The sequence below is a fragment of the Ensifer sp. ENS11 genome (assembly GCF_014851895.1).
Classification (GTDB): domain Bacteria; phylum Pseudomonadota; class Alphaproteobacteria; order Rhizobiales; family Rhizobiaceae; genus Ensifer; species Ensifer canadensis.
On sequence record NZ_JACVAN010000009.1, the window covers coordinates 217,579 to 241,193 of the forward strand.

Genomic DNA, 23,615 nt, shown 5'->3' on the forward strand with positions numbered 1-23,615 from the left:
GAGCGTGGGAACCGGCGTGGGAGCCGGCGTGGTAATGACCATGGAACCTTACGGGCGAAGGCAGATCGACATGCCGTCGTTAACGCTCCGACTGCTCGGACCATTGGCAATTCGCCGTGAAGGCGTGGACGTGCCGTTGCCCGGATCGCGCAAGGTGCGTGCTCTTCTTGCCTATCTGGCGCTTTCGCCTCATCCCTCTGGAAGGGCTCAGCTTTGCGACCTTCTGTGGGATGTTCCCGACGATCCGCGCGGTGAACTGCGATGGTGTCTGAGCAAGATCCGGTCGCTGATCGGTGAGCAGCGCGTCCGTGCCAAGGGCGATACGATCGCCCTCGATCTGTCGGATTGCTCGGTCGATGCGATCGAGGTTACCGCAGCCCATCGACACGGCTTTAGGACGCTTGCACCGGAACAGTTGCGATCCCTGGCCGATCTTTTTGTCGGCGATTTTCTTGACGGCCTTGCGATTGAGCGCTGCCCGGCATTTGACAGCTGGCTGGCGTTCCAACGGCGCCGATTGCGCGATACCCATGCGGCTCTCCTCGATCACATCGTACAACGCGCCGGCCATGAGGAAGTGCGCAGCTATCTCGATCGCTGGATTGCCCTTGCCTCCTTTGACCTTCGTCCCCACGAGCTGCTGCTGCAAAGCCTTGCTGCCGACGGGCGCGTTCGGGAAGGAGAGGAGCACCTGGCAGCGACTGCCAAGCTTTTCGATAGTGAAGGCGTTGACAGCAAACCTCTTCGAGAGATCTGGCGCACGGCCAGGGCTCAGGCTGACGAGACGTTCATAGTGCATCCGGCGCCCGTCGCCGAAACGGCGCCGAGCGAAACAGCAGCACCTCAGACGCATCGCCGTGCCTCGATCGCTATCATGCCCTTCGATGACACGTCGCCGATGGCCATTCCGGGTGGGTCGTCGGATGCGCTCGTTCACGACATCATCACACGGCTCGCCCGACAGCGAAGCCTCAGCGTGATCGCCCAGGGCACCATGTTCGCCCTGCGCGACCGCCGGTACACACCGCACGAGGCTGGCCGGATGCTCGGCGTCGACTATGTCGTCAACGGCTCGTTCCAGCGCCTCGGAAGGCGCATCACCGTCTGCGTCGAACTTACGGAGGCGCAAACCGCCCGTATCGTCTGGGCCGAGGTCTTCGAGTACGATGCTGCGGAGACCTTTCTTCTGCTTGACGAGATCGGCAGTCGGATCGTCGTCACCATCGAGCGTGAGGTCGAAGCGCTTGAGAGCAACCGGGCAATCCTGAAGCCACCTAGTTCTCTCGATGCGTGGGAGGCGCATCACCGTGGGCTCTGGCACATGTATCGCTTCACCAGGAGCAACAATGAACAGGCCCAACACTTCTTCGAGACCGCGATAAACCTCGATCCGACATTCGCCCGCGCTCACGCGGGCCTTTCCTTCACCCATTTTCAAAGCGCCTTCCAGCACTGGGCGGATCAGGACGTGGAGGTCGAGCTCGCGTATCGGGCAGCCAGCCAAAGCATGATGGCCGATGACCGCGACCCGGCCGCGCATTGGGCAATCGGCCGAGCGCTCTGGCTGCGGGGGCTGCATGACCAATCCGTCGGCGAGCTGGAACAGGCGGTCGAACTCAGCCCCAGCTTTGCGCTTGGTCATTATTCGCTCGCCTTCGTCCAGGCTCAGTCCGGCGATGCGCAGGCAGCTATTGTGGCGGCTGATCTTTCGCGAAAACTCAGTCCATTTGATCCGCTGCTCTTCGGCATGCTGGCAAGCCGGGCGCTGGCACTCGTGCGCCTCGGACGCTTTGAGGAGGCCGCCGGCTGGGCCATCAAGGCTGCGGCTCGGCCGAATGCCCATGCCCACATTCTGGCGATCGCGGCGCTATCGCTGGCGCTCATCGGCCGGCTCGACGAAGGGCGTGGCTACGTGGCGTCGATCCATCATCGGTTTTCAGGTTACAGCCTGAGCGATTTTCTGACCGCGTTTCATCTGGGGCCCGAACAGCAGACGCTGTTTCGCGAAGGTGCAAGGCAGATCGGCCTCCATTGATGACATCTTGTCCCTGGTTCATTGTTTCTGATCGTCCTTGCATTGTGGGGATCAGACAATGAAACATCGGGTCGTGCTTGGCTTTGCGGCCGCCTTGGGTTTGCTCGTTGCGGCGACATTCGTCGTGCCTTCTCGGACCTCCGTTGCTCCCATAGCGATCGAGACATCTGTCATTCGCAGTTCAGATCTTCTCGAAAAAGCCTGGAGCCTCCCGGTCGCTTCTGCCTTTGACAAACGCGTCACGTGGCAGTCGAACGGTTCGCGGTGTGGACCTGCAAGCCTTGCAAACAGCTTCCGCTCGATCGGTGAGGACGAAACGACCGAGGCCGACGTCCTGTCCGGAACAGGTACGTGCTGGACGGGGTACTGCATAATGGGGCTCACTTTGGACGAGCTGGCTGAGCTTGCGCGAAAGAAGACGAGCCACCAGGTCACCGTGCTGCGGAACCTGACCGCCGAGCAGTTCCGTGAGCACATGACGCACGCTAACGATCCCGACCGTCGCTACATCATCAACTTCGATCGTAGGACGATTTTTGGAGCGGGAGCAGGACACCACTCACCCGTGGCGGGATATCTGGAGGCCGAAGATCTGGTGTTCGTCCTGGACGTGAATGAGCAGTTCAAGCCCTGGCTCATCGAGCGCGATCGTTTGTTTGCCGCCATGGATACTCTCGACGGTGATAGCAAAAGAGGCCTGCTTCAAATCGGCGGCCCCTGACCGCGTTGTCGCTTTCGCAGCGGGCGTGTCTGGATAGGCAGGTCTTCGAAGTCCCTCGGGGCACCGGGAATGTCCTGCAGACGGCGAACCGGTCAATCGGTTCGGCCTGCTCGACCGCAGGCGGGCGTTACGACCATATGCGGAGGTCACTCTGCGATGTAGAGTCTCAAGCATTGATTGCTTACCATAAGGCAGGAAGCGTGTCCCAGATGGTTTAGCGGTGCCAGCCCAGGGCGGGCGGGTCGACCTGGCGTAGTTGCGGCGTGGAGAAACGCATCGTTGCCGGGCGCCCAGATGAGACAATGCGCAGGTTGAGCGCGAGCCGAAGCCTCTGGGATGGCGTTTTGATTTTGATCGGCGGTGTCCTCAGCATGCCTGACCATGCCTCGGTCGGATAGGACGCGAGGTTGCCGTCACCGAGATCGAAAGGTGCAAGCGCCTGTGCCGTCAGACCTTCCGGGCCACAGTCTTCAAGCACAAGGGAGATGTCCCGCCAGCCATCATGCGCGTCGACCTCGACCGCGCAGCTCGCCCGGACCCAGGCGCCTGCCGGCAGCGGATTGATGAAACCTTCCGGCAAGATCTCCAGGACGCAATGGCCGCCTTCCAGACTGATTTCTTGCCAGCCTGCCGGATGACCGGTGCTGCTTACGGCACGGCTGGCCGTGACGTTGCAATCGGGCGGCGGCCCCGCAAACGTCTTTGCGTTGCCCGGAAGCGGATCGGGAACAAAACTTCCGAGGGGATTGTGAACCGGGTCGAAACGATCGTCCCGCGCCCACCGTTCGGGAACGTGCGGAGCAAGCAGCCCGCGGAGGTACTCGGCCAACGCCTTGCCGACGGCATGACCGCCCGGCACAGAAAAATGCGTGCCGTCATCGGAGAATCCGGCGTGTGGAACGCCGTCCGCGCTATGCCAGTCGACCCAGGCGCTGTTCCAGTCGAAGATGTGGCAACGGGGTCTTCGGGCCGCGAAGGCACGGCTCTTCTGGTTGATCCATTGCGCCTTGGCACGCTCCGATCCGCCGGCCGACCATTTTTGCGTCCCGCGGGCAAGGATCGGCAGCAGGATGACCAGCTTGCCGGCATCGAGCAGGCGGGACACGATCGCCTCGCGGATCGCCTGAATGGTTTCCTTGGTCTCCACCATCATGTCGTTGGTTCCCGCGTCAACGATGATGAGGTCGAAATCAAGCGCAAGGACCTGGTCGATCCGGTTGGCGATATCTAGGGCCTTCTGGCCTGAGACACCGGCGTTAAGGCCACCGAAGCCGCGCGAGTCACCCACCCGCCCGCTCGGCTCCCATCCAGGATGTACGCGTGGGTCGTGGAAGACGGTGATATCGAGCTGGCCATGGGTCAGCACCTCCGCCCATGTCGACCAGCCCCTGGCCGACGATCGGATATGCCGCTCGCCGGCATCGTGGTTCTGCTGGACGAGCGAGGTCCCGAGCAGGGCGACCCTGCTCCCATGGATCGGAGATGTGACTGTCATGTTCTGGTCCTACGAGAAGAACGTGCCGCCATTGACGTCGTAGCTGGCGCCGGTGATGAAGGCAGCCTCGTCGGAGACGAGGAACGCGACCAGACTTGCGACCTCGGCCGATTGTCCCTCGCGCTTGAGCGGTGTCGCTGCCGCAACCCGCTCGCGCACTTCCGGTTTCGTGAAGGTGTCGTGGAAAGCCGTGGAGATCATGCCGGGGCAGACGGCGTTCACCCTGATCTTCGGGCCGAGTTCCTTCGACAGGCCACGCGTGAACGTCATCACGGCCCCCTTGGAGGTCGCGTAGGCGACGGCGCCGGGACCGCCGCCGTCACGGCCGGCCTGGGACGCGAAGGTGACGATCGAGCCTCCTTCATTCATGGCGGGCACCGCGGCTTTGGTTGCATTGAACAACGACGTCAGATTGACGTCGATCACTTCACGGAAGAACGCCTCGTCCATCTCGGACAGCGTCTTGCGGGCGATGATGCCGCCGGCGACGTGCACGAGGCCATCAAGCCTGCCGAATTCCGACACGGCCTTGTCGACCGCGGCCTGGGCATCCGCCGCATTGGTCATGTCCGCTCTAAGTGCGACCGCCTTGCCGCCCGCCGCATTGATAGCGCCGACGCTCTGTTCAGCGCTTGATGCCGAGCCGAAATAGGTGACGACGACCTTTGCGCCTTCCTTGGCAAGTCGCTCGGCGCAGGCCTTGCCGATGTCGCGTCCGCCGCCGGTGACCAGCACGACTTTGTCTTTCAGTCCGTTCATGGAAATATCCTTTCGTGATCAGAAGTTCTTTGGGATGACGATGCGCAACTGGTTGTCGTCGACATCGGTGAAGTAGATGTCGGCGCTGAACCCCTGGTCGTCGATGAAGTTAAAGACCCGCCGCGGCTCATCGAGCGAATAGGGAACGAGCAGGGTGACGAGGGTGTGCTTGCTCGCCGACGGCAGGCTGGCCTCGATATGGTATTGGGTATCCATGCCCTCGACGTCGGCGGGATCGATCCCTTCGAAACCTTCGACCAGGCGAACATTGGGCGGGCCGGAGGTCGAGTGGACGAACTGCCCGTAAAGGCCGGCGCGCTCTCCGGTCAGGCGGAAGCTGTTGGTGCCGACGTCCATCGGTCTTGTCGCATGAAACAGCCATTGAACGGGCTTTGGACGGGAGCACTCGACGCGGTCGACGAGCACAACGAAATCGCTTGCGGTGAAATAGACGTCGCGTTCGGCGCGCAACACGTCAGGATCTGCGGCCCGGTAGGCCGCCGTCGCATCGCCGCTGATGAAGACATGGGACGGCTCCTCGCGCACGGTGACAATCCGCCCCCCGGCCTTTTTTGCAATCGTCTTATCGCCGTCGGCATACTGACCTTTGCCGTCGATGAGGATGGCGTTCTTGGAAATGGTCTGGCGCCGCCAGTTACGGTGCATGGTGGAGTTGAAGGCCACATAGTAGCCGCTCTGGATGGCCAGATCTTCGCCGAAGGCATAGAGCAGGAAAGCGTTCTGGTCGCCATGGCTGTGGCTGAGCGAGCCGAAGGTGCTGCTCTTGAACAGAAACTGGATATGCCGCGCAGGGTCGTCCATGTATTTCTGGATGGCGACCCAGCCGATATCCTTGAACCATTTCACTGGTGGCAGGTCGCTTGGCGCCTGGGCCGTGATCTGCGGATAGTCGTGGCGATAGACGAGATCGTCGAAATTGAGATCCCACCAGCCGTAATTGTAGAACTCCATCTCGGTTCCGGCGGCGTCGGCCTTAAGGCGCTCGTAGTACCACTGGTAGTAAGGATTGCCGGTGACGCCTGCGAACTGGCGGACATTGTAGCCGACCTTTACTCCCGGCGGGTCGCCGAGGGTGGAATCGTCTCCGAAACAGGCGCGACGGGTACCCGGTGCCTTGGTGTAGAGCGGGAAGTCGCCGGTCTTATGGAAGAACGGCCTCTTGTAGAGGTCGACGTTCAGGAAGTTCTTGATGAGGTTGGCGGCCTCCGTCAGGTAGGCGATGCCTGTCATCCAGTAATGCGGACCCTCGGCCCACCCGCCATCCGCGTCGCCCCATGGGGAGTAGAGTGTGAACAGGAATTCGATCGTATAGTCGAGCCAGCTTTCCGCCTCGTCGCTTTCTCCAGCAAGAGCGATGCAGGCGGCCGTCAATGCGGCCGATAGCGAGCGCACGGCGTGACTGTCATAGGGGAAGACATGGATGCGCGCACGCCACAGGACATGATCGGCAACTTCGCGCGTCCGCGCCAGCAGGACGTCGCGGACCTCCGTCCGTTCCGTGTCGTCGAGATGATCCCACAGCCAGTCGTAGCCCCAGGCGAGTGCGGTGACGACGCGGAAGGCTGCCTCGTCGTTGTAGGAACGCGCGGTGGCGCCCGTACGATCCCATCGCGCGATCGCCAGCAGCCATTCACGCGCCCTGGTGATCAACGCGGGATCGTCGAGAATTACGCCGGCGATCGCCAGATGGCGCACCGCGTAGATGGCTTCCTGGCAATCGATGTACATCTGCCGCCAGAGTTTCGCGACGCGCACGTTGTTGGGGTAGAGGGCAGGCTCTGCGATGAAATCGCGCGTGAGCCATGGCGCGACAGACTTGTCGAAAAAACCCTGCCAGCCGCAATGATCGGCATCTGCCTCCAGGCGTTCGCGAAAATCACCGACTTCGCTCGGACCGAGCCAAAGTCGGGGATGGCGTAGATCCGCAGCCTTCCAGCGGACTTGCGCGCGCGGCAGCGGTGTTTCCGGCAAGCCGGGCAGGATCTCGAATATTCGAACGCTGCTCCAGGCGGACACAACGGTTTTGGATGCGCCATCCCATAGCGCGAAGGCCCAGTGATAGACGCCGGGCTCGAAGGTTACGTCCGGCGTGAAGAAGTTCCAATTAAGGTCTTCGAACAGCAGCGTATCGGCCGGTGGAAAGGATGGATTCCGGGACACCTTGAGGGCATAGCGGGCATTGTCGTCCAGCGCCGGCAGCCAGCTGAAACGCGGCGGGTTCTCCTGGATGGCGGAGCCGTTCGGCTGATAGGTGATCGTCAGCGTGCCGGGTTTCGGCTCGTCGAGATAATGCAGTCGTGGGGCTTCGTCAGCTTTGGGCATCGAAAATGACGTCCTTTAACAAGTCGGGGAGTGAATAGGGCGCGGCCGCGCCGCGCCCTGATGTGTCAGTTCTTGGCGTATTGGCGGTCGTAGGCCGTCTGCATGACCTTGATGACCTCGGGCAGGCCGAGCTGTTCGAGGCGAGCCTGATAGGCATCCCAGGAGGCGTCGACATTCTGTGCGCCGAGCACGAAGGTCTGCTGCATCTCGGTCATGTATGTGAGCAGGCTCGGCCAGTACTTGTCGTAGACCGCCCGTTCCTCGGCGCTCATCGAGACGCCGGTGAATTCGGGCTGCAGCAGGCCGGGTTCCGTCTCGTACATGGCGATCCCGTCGAGGGCCATCTTGTTGGTCCACTGCTGTTCGGACGGGTAGGAGGCCCAGTAGCCGCGCGGCACGCCGGCGCCGATCTCCCACATCTGGGCGTTCACCGGCTTTGGGTTCTTGAGGACGCTGTCCTTGTAGACAGGTTTGCCGTCCTTCATGTCGTAGTTGACGCCCTCGACACCCCAGTTGGAGAGAATGCGACCCTTTTCGGAGAACCAGAAGTCGAAGTACTTGATCGTCTCGGCGGGGTGCTGATTGGTGTAGGAGATCGCCCAGCCGGCAGGCTGAACGGTCGCACGCCGACTGTCCTCGAAGCGCTTTCCCGATACCGTTTTCGGTGGCAGCATCGGTGCGAAATTGATACCGGGAACGCTGTCCTTCAGAGCCTCGGTATAGTTCGAGGTGCTGGCGAACCAGTCATGGGTCATGCCGCCGATATTGTTACCGAGCATGTATTCGCGAACGCGTGCGCCGCGAGTAAAGACTTCCGTGTCGATGAGCCCTTCGCCAAACCACTGGGCAACCTTTGAAATCCCGGTCTTGTAGTTTGCCGTCGTCCACGGGTGGACGATCTTGCCGTCCTCGACCATGAAGTCGCCGTAGCGTTCCGACCCCGAGACGCGCGCATCCCACATGTTGATGAGCCGCACGGCTTCGATCGGCTCGCGGGCGAAATAGGGAACCTCGTCCTTCTTGCCGTTGCCGTTGGGATCCTTCTCGCGAAATGCCTTGAGCACAGTGTAGAGCTCGTCGACATTTTGCGGTTCCTTGAGACCGAGCTTCTCCAGCCAGTCCCGGCGGATGAACCAGGCGCGCGAATACTCTCCCTCCGGAACATAAGGGATGAAGTAGATATGCCCATCGGGCGCGCTGATGGCGCGGCGCACCACGGGATGATCGTCGAAGAACTTCTTCAGGTTGGGGGCGTTTTCGGCGATCAGGTCGTCAAGCGGCAGGAAGGCGCCTTCCATCCCGTAGCGGATAAAGTCGTCCTTGAGGCCGCCTGTCACATCTCCTCCCACGATATCAGGCAGATCGCCAGACGCCATCAACAGGTTGAAGGCGTCGCGGCTGTTGCTGGTGGCAAGCGAGGCCACGTTCTTGACGTGGATTCCGGTCCATTCCGCCGCTTTCTTCTCGACGGGCCAGTTCTCCGTGTAGACGTACTTGTCGCGGAAATGGAAGTGGATCGTCAGTTCGAGCGGATCGTCGACAATCTTCGTCGACGCGTCCTCGGCGGCGGCGCTGCCCAATTGCAGAAGCGCACAGGTGGCAAGTAGCGAAAGCCTTTTCCCAAAACGTCTCATTCCATTTCTCCTCCTTGAACAGAACTGGCCGTTATTCCTTGACCCCACCAAGGGTGATGCCCTTGTTGAAGTATTTCTGGATGCTCGGATAAATCAGCAGCACCGGAATGATCGAGGCGATCATGATCGCGGCTGTGACGGTTTCGAATGAGTAGCGCGAGCTCAGCAGGCTGCTGGCAAACTCGTCGTTGGCGGTGAGGTCGACGATGATGCGCTTCAGGTAGAGTTGGAGCGGGATCTTTTCCTCGCCGCGCAGCAGCACCATGGCCCAGAAGTAGCTGTTCCAGCGCGAGACGATGCAGAACAGACCGACGGTGATGATGGCCGGCTTGGACAGTGGAATAAATACCTTCCAGAGCAGCTGCCATTCGCTGGCGCCGTCCATCTTCGCTGCTTCCTCGAAGGATTTCGGCACGGACTCGAAGAAGTTGCGCAGCAGGATGACGTTGAAGGCATTGCAGGCGAAGCCGATGATCAGGCCGAAACGCGAATCCAGGAGGCCAAGGTCGCGCATGTTCAGGAAGAAGGGGATCATCCCGGCATTGAACCAGAGGGTGAATGCCACCATCAGGTTCAGGAATTTGCGTCCGCGCAGCCTAGCGCGTGACAGCGCATAGGCGCCGGGGATCATGATCGCCAAGCTGACCGCGGTGCCGCCGAACGTGTAGATGAAGGTATTGCCGTAGGCGATCCAGAACAGTCGGTCGGACAGCACGAATTCATAGGCCGCAAGCGTCAGGTCCTTGGGAAACAGAATGACCTGCCCGGAGGTGACCGCCGCACCTGACGAGATCGATACCGCCAGCAGATAGATGAACGGATAGAGGGTCGACAGGACGAACAGTCCGATCAGGGCCGCATTCGCATATCCGAAAATACGATCGCCGCGCGAGTATAGGCTGAAAGTGGCCATGACATTCACCAGAGCGAGGTTGATGAGACCTTCCGGCTGATCCGGTTGGCCGTGAAGACGAGGGCAAACGCGATGACCGCGTTGAACAGGCCGGCGGCAGTCGCCAGGTCGTACTGGGTTCCCTGCAGGCCGGTCCGGTAGACATAAGTCGAGACAACGTCGGCGGTGCGGTAGGTGGCCGGTTGGTAGAGTAGGATGATGTATTCGAAACCGACCTCGACCAGGTTGCCGATGCGGATGATCAGCATGATGATGATCGTCGGCAGAATGCAGGGCAGGGTGATGCGCCACATCATCTGCCAGCGCGAGGCGCCGTCGACCCGGGCGGATTCGTAGAGTGTCGGGCTGATACCGGCGATGGCAGCGAGATAGACGATCGATTCGAAGCCTGCCTCCTTCCAGACGTTGGAGCCGATGAACACCGTTCGGAACCATTCCGGCTGTGTCAGGAAGTAGATCGGATCGAAGCCGAGGCTGGACAGCACGAGGTTGACCACGCCCGTGGTTGGCGACAGCAGGTTGATGACGATGCCTGCAACGATCACCACCGAAATGAAGTGTGGAAGGTAGACGACGGTCTGTGAGAAACGCCGGCCGACTTCGCTCTGCAGCTCATTGAACATCAAGGCCAGGATGATTGGCACCGGGAAGGCGAAGATCAGCCCCAGGCCGCTGATGGTGATCGTATTGATGAAGGCGCGGATGAAGATCTGGTCATTGAGTAGCGTCCGGAAATTTTCGAACCCGACCCAGGGACTGCCGGCAACGCCACGGAACGGGCTGAAGTCCTTGAAGGCAATCTGCAAGCCTTCCATCGGCTTGTAGAGGAAAAGCAGGAACCAGACGAGCATCGGCAACAACAACACATAAAGCTGCCAGTCTCGGCGAAGATCCTCCGCCAGGTCCTTGATATGCTGGGCGATCTTCGATCCCATCATCTGCCTCACGCCTGTCCGTTGATGGCTTTGCCGGTCTCCACGTCGAAGACATGAAGTCTGGCGGTGGGGATCGCCAGCCTGGCGACATCCGACAGGCTTCTCCCGTCCACGGGCGTATCGACCTTGGCGACGACCGGCTGGCCGCCGATCCTGCAATGAAGCAGCGCTTCCGAACCGAGAGGCTCGACGAGGTCCACGGCCGTCGCTATCTCCTGGGTGTCGGCCCCCGGGCGGCCGACTTCGATATCGAGGTGTTCGGGACGCAGGCCGACGAGAACTTTCTGGCCGGCGCGCATGCCGGCGGCGATTGCAGCCGGCATGCGGAACTGGACCGGAACGTTGCCGTCGACGCAGGCAACGGCAGCGCCGTTTGCCGCTTCCACGCGCGCTGCCACGAGGTTCATGGGCGGCGATCCCAGGAAGCTCGCAACAAACGCATTGGCCGGATTGAGGAAAAGCTCCATGGGCGAGCCGACCTGTTCGACGCGTCCGCCATTCATGACGACGATGCGGTCGGCAAGCGTCATGGCCTCCACCTGGTCGTGCGTCACGTAGATGCTGGTGACGTCCATGCGCTTGTGCAGCCGCTTGATCTCCGCGCGCATCTGGGTGCGCAGCTTGGCGTCGAGATTGGACAGCGGCTCGTCGAACAGAAACACCTGTGGCTTTCGCACAATCGCGCGACCCATCGCCACGCGCTGTCGCTGGCCGCCCGAAAGGTCCGCGGGCTTGCGCTTCAGATAGGGCATCAGATCGAGAATGGCGGCCGCCTCGTTGACAGCGGCTTCGACGACGTCGTTCTTCTCGCCACGGACGCGCAGTCCAAAGGCGATGTTTTCCGCGACATTGAGGTGCGGGTAGAGCGCGTAGTTCTGGAACACCATGGCGACGTCGCGATCTTTCGGCGCGACCCGGTTGACGACGCGGCCACCGATCGAGATCGTGCCATCTGAAATGTCTTCGAGCCCGGCCACCATGCGCAGGGTCGTGGACTTGCCGCAGCCCGACGGTCCGACCAGAACGACGAACTCTCCCGGTGATACCGACAGCTTGATGGAGTGCACGACTTCGAGTGCGCCGTAGCGTTTCACTACGTCGTTCAGTTCAACTGCAGACATTTGATTCCTCCCGCCGGCGCGAACCCCTTAGGTCAGGTTGCGCCGCGGCCTCCGTTTTTCTGTCGTTGTCGCATTGATCGATTCAATGTAGCTCCACAGCTTCGGGTCGCGTGAGAGCTCGGTAATCTTGCTTTCGAGCGAGCCGAGGTGTCGGCTCATTGCCGCCACGGCCGCATCCGGCGAAGCTTCACGAATGGCATCGACGATCGCCCGATGTTCCTCGATGACTTCTGCAGTGCGGCGAACGCCGAAGACCATCTTCAAATGGCGCATGCGATCGATCTCGCCCTTCGCCTGGTTGACGAAGGTCCACACACCGCTCAGACGCGCGGCTGCGAAGATGGCTTTATGAAAGCTCTCGTCGAGCTCGAAGAAATTCGTGTAATCCTCGCCCTCTACGGCTGCAATCTGCTGGTTGAGGCAGAGTTCAAGGCGGCCGAGATCTTCGAACGTGTGGCGCTTGGCCGCCTCTGCGGCCGCTCCGGCCTCCAACCGAAAGCGAATGAAGCACGCCTCGATATAGCGCTGGACCTCGATCGTCGCGACAAACGTGCCGCCCTGCGGCACGACCTTGATCAGGCCTTCCTCCGAGAGGCGGATGATCGCTTCGCGAACCGGTGTCTTGCTGACGTTGAGGATCGCGGCGACCTCCTTTTCCGGCAACGCGCGGCCAGGCAGCAACCTCACCTCGACGATCAGTTGCCGAAGCAGGCGATAGACCTTTGACGTCGTGTTGCCCGCACCCTCGATCAGGGACGGCCGAAGGAGCTCGTCAAGTGGAAGTGCCGGTATGGTGACAATCTCAGACATATCTATCCGCTAACTGATATCTTAGTTGCAAGATTGATGTCTTAGAGTGCGATTGTCAACCGTAAATAATTTTGTCGTCGAGCGAGGGGTCTGCGTCGGAAAATCACGCCTCTTCCGGTCCCGATCCCGCGTGGCGGTTCGCTGGCCTATCAATCGCAATTGACATCGTCTGTATCCTGGATACAATTTGCCTCGATCTTGGGAGGGATCGATGAGTCAAACCTTTGAATGGCGAAGCCAGTCGCGCCTGCTCGACGAAGTTGCCCAGGCGCTTCGCGAGCGCATCTATGCCGGCGTCTATGCGCCTGGAGCGACGTTGCGCCAGGAGCGGATCGCTGCCGAATTCGGCATCAGCCGTACGCCGCTTCGCGAGGCCTTGCGGGTGCTGGAGCGCGACGGGCTCGTTGTGAACAAACCGGGCAGCGGTGTCAGGGTGGCCACCGCCGACCTGCCGAAACTTCTCGATGCCTATGCTGTGCGCGAGGCGATGGACGGCGTGGCGGCGCGCAATGCCGCCGAGCGCGCCACAGCATCCGAAATCAAAGCACTCGCGAAACAGATCGATCAGCAGCAGAAGGTCGTCGAGCGCTGGGATCCCGGCGCCTACACCCAGTCCAACGTCGTCTTTCACGAGGCAATCGTCAGTGCTTCGCGCAATGCGTCGCTGGCGTCGCTCGGGCCGCTTCTGCGGATGACCTCTCAGGTCTTCGCTCCGGCCTTTTCGCTTTCCAGCGAACGCGCCAGCACTGCCGTTGCCGAGCATCGGCTCATTGTCGAGGCGATAGCGGCAAGGGACCCTGATCAGGCTGAGAAGCTGGCGCGCGCGCATATCCATGCGACGGCCATGAGATTGAAAACGCTCCTCCCGCAGGGCGAGACTGACAACGAGGCATGATGTGAAGACTTACGGCAATTTCATCGCGAACACGTGGCAGGACGCAATTGGCGGCGAGCACATCGCCGTCAGGGATCCCTCCAACGGTGAGATATTCGCGCGCATTGCCCGGGGAAACCGGGATGACATCGACCTGGCCGTGCGCTCGGCGCGCTCGGCACTTGGCGGCCAATGGGGGCAGTTGACGGCTACCGAACGCGGACGGGTGCTCAGCCGGATCTCGGCAGCGGTGCTGCGCAACATCGACCTTTTGACGGAGCTTGAAGCGCGGGATGTCGGCAAGCCCCTGACACAGGCGCGGGCTGATGTCGTCGCGCTCGCGCGCTATCTGGAATTCTATGGCGGCGCCGCCGACAAGGTGCATGGCGACACCATCCCCTATCAGAACGGCTTTACCGTGCTGACCATTTACGAGCCGCATGGGGTTACGGGTCATATCATCCCGTGGAACTATCCGATGCAGATCCTTGGTCGAAGCCTCGGCGCAGCCCTTGCCATGGGCAATGCGGCCGTGGTCAAGCCGGCCGAGGAGGCGTGCCTGACCATCCTGGAATTTGCACGCATCGCCGAAGAAGAGGGCCTGCCATCAGGAGCGCTGAACGTCGTCACCGGTTTGGGCGCGGAAGCGGGTGCCGCGCTTTCCGAACACCCTGATGTCAACCATATCTCGTTTACCGGTTCGGTGCGCACCGGTGAGATGGTGCAGACGGCGGCGGCGAAGAATGCGGTGCCGGTGACGCTCGAACTCGGCGGCAAGTCGGCGCAGATCGTCTTTGCCGATGCGGACCTCGACCGTGCCGTGCCATTCCTGGTCAACGCCGGGATCCAGAACGCCGGGCAGACCTGTTCGGCCTCGTCACGCATCCTCGTCGAGCGCGCCATCTACGAAGACGTCGTGGCGCAGATGAGCGAAAGATATCGCGCGCTCAGGGTCGGACCGGCCAGCGCCGATCTGTCGCTTGGCCCGGTGGTCTCGCATAGGCAAAAGGCGATCATCGAGGGCTTCCTTGCCGATGCCGCCAAGGATGGCCTGAAGATCGCGGCTGAGGGCGAGATCGTCGCCGACGCACCCGCTGACGGCGCCTATGTCGCACCGACATTGCTGCGCGACGTGCCGCACGAGCACCGCACGGTACAGGAAGAAATCTTCGGCCCGGTCCAGGTGATCATGCCGTTCGACAGCGAAGAGGAGGCCGTTCGCCTTGCAAACGGCACCGCCTATGGTCTCGTCTGCGGGGTCTGGACAAACGACGGTGGTAGGCAGCTGCGCATGGCGCGCGCCGTCCACGCCGGTCAGGTCTTCGTCAACAATTATGGCGCCGGCGGCGGCGTCGAGCTGCCCTTCGGCGGCGTCAAGAAATCGGGCCATGGCCGCGAGAAGGGTTTCGAAGCCCTCTACGGCTTCGCCAGCATGAAAACCATCTCGGTTTACCACGGCTAGTTCAGCGTCGGGAGGAACAAGTGTCACTAGAAGGTAAGATCGCTCTCATCACCGGTGCAGGCTCCGGTTTCGGCGAGGGCATTGCGAAGCGTTTCATCGACGGCGGTGCCAAGGTGGTCGTTGTCGACCGCGATGCCGCAGGGGCCGAGCGCGTGGCCAAGCAACTCGGCAGCAATGCGTTTGCCGTCGTCTGCGACATCTCCAAATCATCGGACGTCGACGCCGCCGTTGCCGCGAGCCTCGAGAAGTTCGGCCGCGTCGACATTCTCATCAACAATGCCGGCATCGGCCACAAGCCACAAAACGCCGAGCTGGTGGAGCCGGACGAGTTCGACAGGATCCTCGGCGTCAACGTGCGTGGCGTCTATCTCATGACGCGCGCGCTGCTGCCGCACATGAAACAGAACAAGACAGGCGTGATCGTCAATATCGCCTCGACTGGCGCCAACCGGCCGCGGCCGAACCTTGCCTGGTACAATGCGACGAAGGGCTGGGTGGTCTCCGCGACCAAGGCGCTGGCGATCGAACTTGCTCCGTTCAACATTCGCGTCGTTGCCCTCAATCCGGTTGCCGGCGAGACGCCGCTTTTGACGACCTTCATGGGCGAGGATACCGAGGAAATTCGCCAGAAGTTCCGCGATTCCATTCCGTTGGGCCGCTTGCTGAAGCCCGAGGATCTCGCCGAGGCCGCCGCCTTCGTCGCATCGCCGCAGGCGTCGATGATCACCGGCGTTGCACTTGACGTCGATGGCGGGCGTTCGATCTGATGACGACAGCGCCGCGCGTCTCTTAGGGCGCACGAAAGTCGCGGCACTTTGATTGACTGCATGTTTCCTTCAATCGGATGCGATTAATGGAAACATGCAGTGGGACCATAAACAACCAAACCGCAAAGCGGGGGAACCATGCTTAACTTGACGAAATGGGCACTTGCTTCGTGCTTCATCGCCGCATCGCTGACCACAGCCATGGCCAAGGACACGATTACCGTCGGCCAGGTGCTGGAACCGCCGGGCCTCGACCCGACCGCGGGCGCCGCCGCGCCGATCCGCTATATCACCTACGGCAACCTGTTCGAAGGCCTGGTGCGCGTGGTTGAAGATGGCACCGTCAAGCCGCTCCTGGCCGAGAGCTGGGCGATCTCCGACGACCAGAAAAGCTACACGTTCAAGCTTCGTCAGGGCGTCAAGTTCCACGACGGCACGCCATTCGACTGCTCGATCGTCAAATTCTCCTATGAGCGCGCCGTCGCAGCGGACTCCACCAATGCGCAGAAGGGCCTCTTCGAGCCGATCGAAAAGACCGAGTGCCCGGATCCGGCAACCGCAGTCGTGACCCTGAAGCGCCCGGCATCCAACTTCCTGTTCAACATGGCATGGGGTGACGCGGTCATGATCGCGCCGTCATCGGCCGCCGACAACAAGACCAAGCCTGTCGGTACTGGCCCCTACGCGTTCAAGGAATGGGCGAAGGGCGACAAGGTCGTGCTGAACAAGAACGCCGATTACTGGGGCGAACCGGCCAAGCTGACGGAAGTCACCTTCAAGTTCATCAGCGACCCGTCCGCAGCCGCAGCCGCCGTTCTTGCCGGCAACGTCGATGCGTTCCCGATGTTCCAGGCCGCCGAACTCGTCAGCCAGTTCCAAAGCGATCCCAACCTCCAGGTCGAGGTCGGCAGCACCTCCGGCAAGGTGGTTCTTGCGCTGAACAATGCGCGCAAGCCGTTTGACGACGTCAGGGTTCGTCAGGCGCTTGCCCATGCGATCGACCGGAAGACCCTGGTCGAAGGCACCTATTCGGGCTTCGGCGAGACGATCGGTTCGCATTATTCCCCGGTGGAGCCCGGCTATGTCGATCTGAACGAAACCTATCCCTATGACCCGGGCAAAGCGCAGCAACTGCTGCAGGAGGCCGGTGTCGAAGGTCTGGAAATGACCATCATGCTGCCGCCACCCGCCTATGCCCGGCGCGGCGGCGAGATCATCGCGGCCATGCTCAGCGAAGTCGGCGTCAAGGTGAACCTCGTTCCGATCGAGTTCGCGCAATGGCTCGACCAGGTGTTCAAGAACTCGGATTTCGACGCGACGATCATCGCACACGCCGAAGCCCGCGATCTCGATATTTACGCTCGCGACAAATACTATTTCAACTACCAGAACCCGGACTACAAGGCGCTCTACAAGTCCTTCACGCTCGCGTCGACGGAAGCTGAGCAGCTCGATCTCGTCGGCCAGCTTCAGCGTAAACTGGCGGCCGATGAACCGAACGTTTTCCTCTACGCTCTTCCGAAGATCGGCGTCTGGAACAAGAAGGTGAAGGGTCTGTGGAAGAACATGCCGGTGCCGGCGGACGATCAGACCCAGACCTACTGGGAGAATTGATCGCTTCTCATGAGGTGGAGCGGTATGCGGGCTGAAAACCGCACACACTTTTCCTCATCCCGCTCCAGCATCCGCCCCTCCACAAATGGGGGCGGATGCAGATCAGCCGTTGACCGTCCCCGGCGCCGGTCAACGCTCGCTCATTCCGGGAGGTTGATGTGATTTCCTTTGTTGGCGGTCGCCTTGTGTCGCTCATATTGACGACCCTGGTCGCCTCTATCATCGTCTTTCTGCTGATGCAGGTGCTGCCCGGCGACCCGGCAGTGCTGATGCTCGGCATGAACGCCGACCCGGATGCGATCGCGGCGCTGCACCGGCAGCTGGGCCTCGATCAGCCAATCTGGATCCGCTACCTCCAGTGGATCGGTGGCTTTGTCGTCGGCGATTTCGGCATGAGTCTCACCTATTCGGTGCCGATCCGTGAACTACTCGGGCCCCGCATCCTGGTGACATTGCCCCTGGCTCTCCTCTCCATGGCGATCTCGGTCGTGGTTGCGATCGCCATTGGCGTCTATGCCGCGGCCAATCGCGGCAAGGCCGGCGACACGGTCGTCATGGGCATCGCGCAAGTTGGCGTCGCCATCCCCAATTTCTGGCTCGCGCTTCTGTTCATTTTGCTATTCGCGCTGAAACTTGCATGGTTTCCGGCCTCGGGCTTTGCCGGCTGGCAGGACGGTATCTGGAGCGGCCTCCACTCGCTCATTCTTCCAGCCTTTGCGCTCGGCCTGCCACTCGCCGCCATTCTCGGACGCGTCACCCGCTCGGCCGTCATCGAAACGCTCGGGGAGGATTTCATCCGCACTGCCCGCGCCAAGGGCCTCTCGCGCGCTGGTGCGCTTTGGAGGCATGCGGTGCCGAACGCACTCATCCCCGTCGTCACCATCATCGGCCTGCAGTTTTCGTTTCTGCTTGCCGGCACGATCATCATCGAGAACGTCTTCAATCTGCCGGGTGTCGGCCGGTTGGTCTTTCAGGCGATCGCGCAGCGCGATCTGGTGACCGTGCAGACGCTCGTGACGCTGCTTGCCGCGTCCGTCATCACCATCAATTTTCTCGTGGATCTCGTTTACGGCTATCTGGATCCGCGCCTGTCGAGGGGAGGCCACTGATGAGCACCTCGGCAATCACTTCGGAACCAGGCCTGTTGGCCAAGCTTTTTGGTAGCCGAAGCCTGATGTTCGGCCTGACGGTCACCGCCATCCTCATTGCGATGGCCGTGGTTTCCACCGTCTGGACACCCTTCTCGCCGACGGCGATGAATTTCCGCGACAAGCTTCAGGGACCAAGCCTCGCCCATTGGTTCGGCACCGACAATTTCGGCCGCGATATCCTGTCGATGATCATGGCCGGGGCGCGCAACTCGATCGCGGTCTCGATCGTCGCGGTGCTCGTCGGCGCCGGCATCGGCGTGCCGCTCGGTGCATGGGCTGCGGCCCGCGGCGGCTGGGTCGATGGCCTGGTCATGCGCATGAGCGATCTTGCCTTTGCCTTTCCTGCACTGCTGACGGCGGTCATCATCACGGCCATCTTCGGCCCCGGCGCGACCAATGCCATGATCGCCATCGGCATCTTCAACATTCCGGTCTTTGCCCGCGTGACCCGTGGCGCTTCGATGGGGCTTTGGAAGCGCGAATATGTGCAGGCGGCCCGCTGCGCCGGTCGCGGCGACGTGGCGATCACCTTTCTGCACATCCTGCCCAACATCAACCACGTGCTCCTGGTCCAGGTGACGATCCAGTTCGCCTTAGCAATCGTTGCAGAAGCTGGGCTTTCCTATGTCGGTCTTGGCACCCAGCCACCGATGCCAAGCTGGGGCAAGATGCTGAACGATGCCCAGACCTTCATCTATCAGGCCCCATGGCTCGCCATCTTCCCGGGACTTGCGATCACGTTCGCCGTGCTCGGCCTCAACCTCCTCGGTGATGGCCTGCGCGACATTCTCGATCCGCGCGTGAGGCGACAAAGATGACGGCACCCTTGCTACGAATGGTCGGAATGTCGGTCGAGCTGTCAGCGGGCATGACCCAGGTCGATATCGTCTCCGACGTCGATCTTGAGCTCAATCGCGGCGAACGCCTCGGTATCGTCGGAGAATCCGGCAGCGGCAAATCCATGACGGCGCTCGCCGTGATGGGACTGCTGCCGCAGCGCATGCGGGTGCGCGGCGAGTTGATGTTCGATGGCCGCAACCTCGCAGATCTGCCCGAAGCCGAATTCTGCAGATATCGCGGCCGGCGCATTGCGATGATCTTTCAGGAGCCGATGACCGCCCTCAACCCGGTCAAGTCGATCGGCGCCCAGATCGCCGAAGGGCGACGCCTTCATTTTGGCGAAACCAGAGCCGATGCGGAAAAGAAGGCGCGATCCTTGCTGGACAGGGTTGGTCTGCCGGCGCCGCGCTTCAATCTGGACCTCTACCCGCATCAACTCTCCGGCGGCCAGCGGCAGCGCGTGATGATCGCCATGGCGATCGCCTGCGAACCGGACCTGTTGATCGCCGACGAACCGACGACCGCGCTCGATGTGACGGTGCAGGCACAGATTCTTGATCTGCTCGATGACCTGATCGAAGATACTGGTACGGCCCTGATGCTGATCACCCACGATCTCGGCGTGGTTTCCGAAATGACCGACCGTATCGCGGTCATGTATGCTGGGCGTGTCATCGAGACGGGGCGCACCGACGACGTGTTCGCGCGCATGGCGCATCCCTATGCGAGGGGCCTCTTCGCTGCGTCTCCTCATGGAGCTGCCCTTGCTCCGCGCCAGATCGGGGGAAGGCCAAGGCTGAACGCAATCCCGGGCATCGTTCCCGATCCTTTTGCGCGGCCGGACCATTGCTCCTTTGCTGAGCGTTGCGCCTTCGTTCAGCCCGACTGTCGGCGGGCGATACCGCCACTGGATCTGATCGATACCGACAGGAATGTGGAGCATCGCGCCGCCTGCTTTCATCCACGCGAAAGGATGGTGGCACCATGAGCGATGTCATTCTGAGGACCATCGATCTGGTGCGCGAGTACCAGTTGCCGCGCCCATCGATCTTTTCCAAGCAGACCAGCTTGCGCGTGCTGCACGGTGTCAGCGTCGAGCTTGGCGCCGGCAAGAGCCTCGGCATCGTTGGCGAAAGCGGCTCGGGAAAATCGACCCTTGCGCGCGCCGTCATGGGGCTTGAACGCCCGCAATCGGGGCAGGTTACCATTGCCGGCAAGGATATCTATTCGCTGGACCGATCAGAGTTGCGGGAGGCGCGCAAGGGATTTCAGGCGATCTTCCAGGATCCCTACGGCTCACTCGATCCGCGCCACACGGTGCGGACCATCATCTGCGAACCCATCGTTTCACTGGAACGCGGAACCAGCGCACTCGAGCGCAACCGGCGCGTTGAGGAGGTGCTGGAGGCGGTCGGCTTGCCCTTGGCGTCTGTCGACAAGTATCCGCACGAGTTTTCCGGTGGCCAGCGCCAGCGGATTGCCATTGCGCGCGCGCTCATCACCCGACCTGCGCTGATCGTTGCCGACGAACCGGTTTCGGCGCTCGACGTCTCGATCCAGGCGCAGGTGCTGAACCTGATGATGGATCTGCAGGAGAGGCTCGGGCTCTCCTATCTGTTCATCAGCCACGATCTGGGCGTGGTTCGCGCCATCACCGACCGGGTCGCCGTCATGCATCTCGGGCGGATCGTCGAGGAGGGACCGACCAACGAGGTGTTCGACAACCCGCGTCACCCCTACACGCAGGCGCTTGTCGCCGCCGTGCCGAAACCCTTTGCCGGACGCCGCAAGCGGATCCGGTCGAACGCCCCGCCGCAAACGCCTGTCCATACCGCCACGACCTCAGAGGGCTGCGCCTATGCCGCCGTCTGTCCGCGCAGGCAGGATATCTGTCTCGCCCAAACGCCCATGGCCAAGCCGGTGACGCCGGCCTGGTCCGCCCGCTGTCACTTTGCCTAGAACTCTTTGAAATTCTGCAATTCTCCGGAGTTGCTCTTGTTGCAGGAATTATTGCCCATGTCCGATCTTGCCGATTTCACCGCCGTCGATCTTGTCGAGGCTTACCGCCTGCGAAAGCTCTCTCCCGTCGAAGTCGTCGATGCTGTCATCGCGCGCATCGATGCATCTGAGCCGAAACTCAATGCGCTTTGGGCCTACGATCCGGACGAGGCGCGCAAGGCGGCGCAGGCGTCCGAGGCACGTTGGGGCAAGGGTGAGCCTCTGGGCGCGATCGATGGCGTGCCGGTGACGATCAAGGAGAACATTGCGACGAAGGGAACGGCTGTGCCGCTTGGCTGCGCGGCCGTGCCGCTGGTACCGGCCTTGGCCGATGCGCCGCCGGCGGCACGCACCCGCGAGGCGGGTGGCGTTATTCTGGCCAAGACCACCATGCCAGATTACGGCATGCTGTCGTCCGGGCTTTCCAGTTTCCACAAACTGGCGCGCAATCCCTGGGACCTGTCGACCAATCCCGGCGGCTCGAGCGCCGGTGCGGGGGCGGCTGCGGCCGCCGGCTACGGCCCGCTCCATATCGGCACCGATATCGGCGGTTCGGTTCGCCTGCCGGCCGGTTGGTGCGGCGTTGTCGGTTTGAAACCGTCGGCGGGTCGGATTCCGATCAATCCGCCCTTCATCGGCCGTGTGGCCGGCCCGATGACCCGCACTGTCGCCGATACGGCGCTTTACATGTCCGTTTTGTCGAAGCCGGACGCCCGCGACACGATGTCCTTGCCCTATGCCGATATCCCCTGGCTCGATCTTGAACGGAAGGTAAGGGGCTTGAAGATCGGCCTCTGGCTTGATGCCGGCTTCGGCCAGACGGTCAGCGCGGAAACCGAGCAGGCGGTCAGCCAAGCGGCAAAGATCTTCGCGGACGCGGGCGCGATCATCGAACCTGTCGAGCCCTTCCTCACCCGCGAGATGATCGATGGCCTCGATCGCTTCTGGCGTGCGCGCGGTTGGGAAGACGTCTCGCGTCTTTCGCCGGAACAGCAGGCGCAGATACTGCCCTACATCTTCAACTGGATCGAGACGGCCAAGGATTTTTCCGGCCGCGACGTCTATACCGGCTTCGCCCAGATCGACGCCATGCGCAATGCCATCCATGCGGCGTTGACCGGTTTTGATTTCATCCTCTCGCCAACGGCACCGACCGCGTCCTATCCCGCCGAATGGGCCTCGCCGATCAATGACCCACAGAAGCCGTTCGAGCACATCGCCTTTACGGTCGCGGTGAACATGGGTGGACAGCCCGCGATTTCGGTCAATTGCGGCTATACTGCCAGCGGTTTGCCGATCGGGCTTCAGATCATCGGCCAGCAGTTTGACGATATCGGGGTCTTGCGCCTTGCACGAGCATTCGAGACCCTGCGTCCGCAACAGCGGCCATGGCCGAAGGTCACCGCATGAGCCGCCCTGCACCAACACAAACACTGAAACGACAGGAGTGCCGAAATGGCCGATCGTAAGCTTTTCATCCTTCCCGGCGACGGCATCGGCCCGGAAGCCATGGCGGAAGTCCGCAAAATCATCGCCTACATGAATGCCGAGCTTGGCGCCGGCTTCGTGACGGACGAAGGCCTCGTCGGCGGTTCTGCCTATGACGCCCACGGCCAGGCGATTTCGGAAGGGGACATGGTAAAGGCGCTTGCCGCCGACGCCGTGCTGTTTGGTGCCGTCGGCGGTCCGAAGTGGGATGCGGTGCCTTACGAGGTTCGTCCCGAAGCCGGTCTCTTACGCCTGCGCAAGGACCTGCAGCTGTTTGCCAACCTGCGCCCGGCCATCTGCTATCCCGCGCTTTCCGCCGCATCGTCGCTGAAGCCGGAACTGGTCGAAGGCCTCGACATCCTGATCGTGCGCGAGTTGACCGGCGGTGTCTATTTCGGCGAGCCGAAGGAAATCATCGATCTCGGCAATGGCCAGAAGCGCGGCATCGACACCCAGGTCTACGACACCTACGAGATCGAGCGCATCGCCGGCGTTGCCTTCGAACTGGCCCGCACCCGCAACAACCGTGTCTGCTCGATGGAAAAGCGCAACGTCATGAAGTCGGGCGTGTTGTGGAACCAGGTGGTGACCGAAACCCACAAGGCGAAATATTCCGATGTCCAGCTCGAGCATATGCTGGCCGATGCCGGCGGCA

The 23,615-nt window shown here is 61.7% G+C and carries 20 protein-coding genes; 12 read left to right on the plus strand and 8 right to left on the minus strand.

Features of this window, described 5'->3' with window-relative positions:
* The first annotated feature begins 40 nt into the window (after positions 1-40).
* Together IB264_RS19285 and IB264_RS19290 are read left to right on the plus strand one after the other, a co-directional pair.
* Positions 41-2,035 carry a transcriptional regulator gene (locus IB264_RS19285; protein WP_128090364.1) on the plus strand — a complete coding sequence of 665 codons (1,995 nt, stop codon included), beginning with the start codon at positions 41-43 and terminating at the stop codon, positions 2,033-2,035.
* 58 nt (positions 2,036-2,093) lie between these two features.
* On the plus strand, positions 2,094-2,756 hold the full coding sequence (locus IB264_RS19290) for a phytochelatin synthase family protein (protein ID WP_025430115.1): 663 nt from the start codon (positions 2,094-2,096) through the stop codon (positions 2,754-2,756).
* A 214-nt stretch (positions 2,757-2,970) separates the two neighbouring features.
* On the opposite strand, the gene IB264_RS19295 is transcribed toward IB264_RS19290, so the two are convergent.
* From IB264_RS19295 to IB264_RS19330, 8 genes are all read right to left on the minus strand, one after another.
* Positions 2,971-4,251, minus strand: a complete 1,281-nt coding sequence (locus IB264_RS19295) for an SGNH/GDSL hydrolase family protein (RefSeq protein WP_025430114.1) — start codon at positions 4,249-4,251, stop codon at positions 2,971-2,973.
* Between the two features lie 9 nt (positions 4,252-4,260).
* Entirely contained in the window at positions 4,261-5,010 is a 750-nt protein-coding gene (locus IB264_RS19300) for an SDR family NAD(P)-dependent oxidoreductase (protein ID WP_025430113.1), read from the minus strand.
* Positions 5,011-5,028: 18 nt separating this feature from the next.
* Positions 5,029-7,353 carry a DUF4962 domain-containing protein gene (locus tag IB264_RS19305; protein WP_192433920.1) on the minus strand — a complete coding sequence of 775 codons (2,325 nt, stop codon included), beginning with the start codon at positions 7,351-7,353 and terminating at the stop codon, positions 5,029-5,031.
* A 65-nt stretch (positions 7,354-7,418) separates the two neighbouring features.
* Entirely contained in the window at positions 7,419-8,987 is a 1,569-nt protein-coding gene (locus IB264_RS19310) for an extracellular solute-binding protein (protein ID WP_025430111.1), read from the minus strand.
* Positions 8,988-9,018: 31 nt separating this feature from the next.
* Positions 9,019-9,900 carry a carbohydrate ABC transporter permease gene (locus tag IB264_RS19315; RefSeq protein ID WP_025430110.1) on the minus strand — a complete coding sequence of 294 codons (882 nt, stop codon included), beginning with the start codon at positions 9,898-9,900 and terminating at the stop codon, positions 9,019-9,021.
* A 5-nt stretch (positions 9,901-9,905) separates the two neighbouring features.
* Positions 9,906-10,835: a sugar ABC transporter permease gene (locus tag IB264_RS19320; RefSeq protein ID WP_025430109.1), complete on the minus strand. Its 930-nt coding sequence runs from the start codon at positions 10,833-10,835 to the stop codon at positions 9,906-9,908.
* Positions 10,836-10,843: 8 nt separating this feature from the next.
* Complete coding sequence (locus tag IB264_RS19325) at positions 10,844-11,956, minus strand: ABC transporter ATP-binding protein (protein WP_025430108.1); 1,113 nt, start codon at positions 11,954-11,956, stop codon at positions 10,844-10,846.
* 27 nt (positions 11,957-11,983) lie between these two features.
* Positions 11,984-12,766, minus strand: a complete 783-nt coding sequence (locus IB264_RS19330) for a GntR family transcriptional regulator (protein ID WP_025430107.1) — start codon at positions 12,764-12,766, stop codon at positions 11,984-11,986.
* A 211-nt stretch (positions 12,767-12,977) separates the two neighbouring features.
* Here IB264_RS19330 and IB264_RS19335 point away from each other — a divergent pair, with 211 nt between their 5' ends.
* The 10 genes from IB264_RS19335 to IB264_RS19380 all read left to right on the plus strand — a co-directional run.
* Positions 12,978-13,661, plus strand: a complete 684-nt coding sequence (locus IB264_RS19335) for a GntR family transcriptional regulator (RefSeq protein ID WP_025430106.1) — start codon at positions 12,978-12,980, stop codon at positions 13,659-13,661.
* A 1-nt stretch (position 13,662) separates the two neighbouring features.
* The gene (locus IB264_RS19340) at positions 13,663-15,102 is read left to right on the plus strand and encodes an aldehyde dehydrogenase family protein (RefSeq protein WP_025430105.1); all 1,440 of its coding nucleotides are present in this window, start codon (positions 13,663-13,665) and stop codon (positions 15,100-15,102) included.
* A 20-nt stretch (positions 15,103-15,122) separates the two neighbouring features.
* Positions 15,123-15,869 carry an SDR family oxidoreductase gene (locus IB264_RS19345; protein ID WP_025430104.1) on the plus strand — a complete coding sequence of 249 codons (747 nt, stop codon included), beginning with the start codon at positions 15,123-15,125 and terminating at the stop codon, positions 15,867-15,869.
* Positions 15,870-16,007: 138 nt separating this feature from the next.
* Complete coding sequence (locus tag IB264_RS19350; RefSeq protein ID WP_025430103.1) at positions 16,008-17,483, plus strand: ABC transporter substrate-binding protein; 1,476 nt, start codon at positions 16,008-16,010, stop codon at positions 17,481-17,483.
* 158 nt (positions 17,484-17,641) lie between these two features.
* Positions 17,642-18,592 carry an ABC transporter permease gene (locus IB264_RS19355; RefSeq protein ID WP_025430102.1) on the plus strand — a complete coding sequence of 317 codons (951 nt, stop codon included), beginning with the start codon at positions 17,642-17,644 and terminating at the stop codon, positions 18,590-18,592.
* Complete coding sequence (locus IB264_RS19360; protein ID WP_025430101.1) at positions 18,592-19,452, plus strand: ABC transporter permease; 861 nt, start codon at positions 18,592-18,594, stop codon at positions 19,450-19,452. The genes IB264_RS19355 and IB264_RS19360 overlap by 1 nt, the downstream gene beginning before the upstream one ends.
* Positions 19,449-20,462, plus strand: coding sequence for an ABC transporter ATP-binding protein (locus tag IB264_RS19365; protein WP_025430100.1), 1,014 nt, complete (start codon positions 19,449-19,451; stop codon positions 20,460-20,462). The genes IB264_RS19360 and IB264_RS19365 overlap by 4 nt, the downstream gene beginning before the upstream one ends.
* Positions 20,459-21,433: an ABC transporter ATP-binding protein gene (locus IB264_RS19370; RefSeq protein WP_025430099.1), complete on the plus strand. Its 975-nt coding sequence runs from the start codon at positions 20,459-20,461 to the stop codon at positions 21,431-21,433. The genes IB264_RS19365 and IB264_RS19370 overlap by 4 nt, the downstream gene beginning before the upstream one ends.
* Before the next feature lie 57 nt (positions 21,434-21,490).
* Positions 21,491-22,882 (plus strand): amidase, encoded by a 1,392-nt coding sequence (locus IB264_RS19375; RefSeq protein WP_025430098.1) that lies wholly within the window; start codon positions 21,491-21,493, stop codon positions 22,880-22,882.
* Between the two features lie 45 nt (positions 22,883-22,927).
* Positions 22,928-23,615, plus strand: a 688-nt coding sequence (locus IB264_RS19380) for an isocitrate/isopropylmalate family dehydrogenase (RefSeq protein WP_246811785.1), incomplete at its 3' end; no start/stop codon positions are given.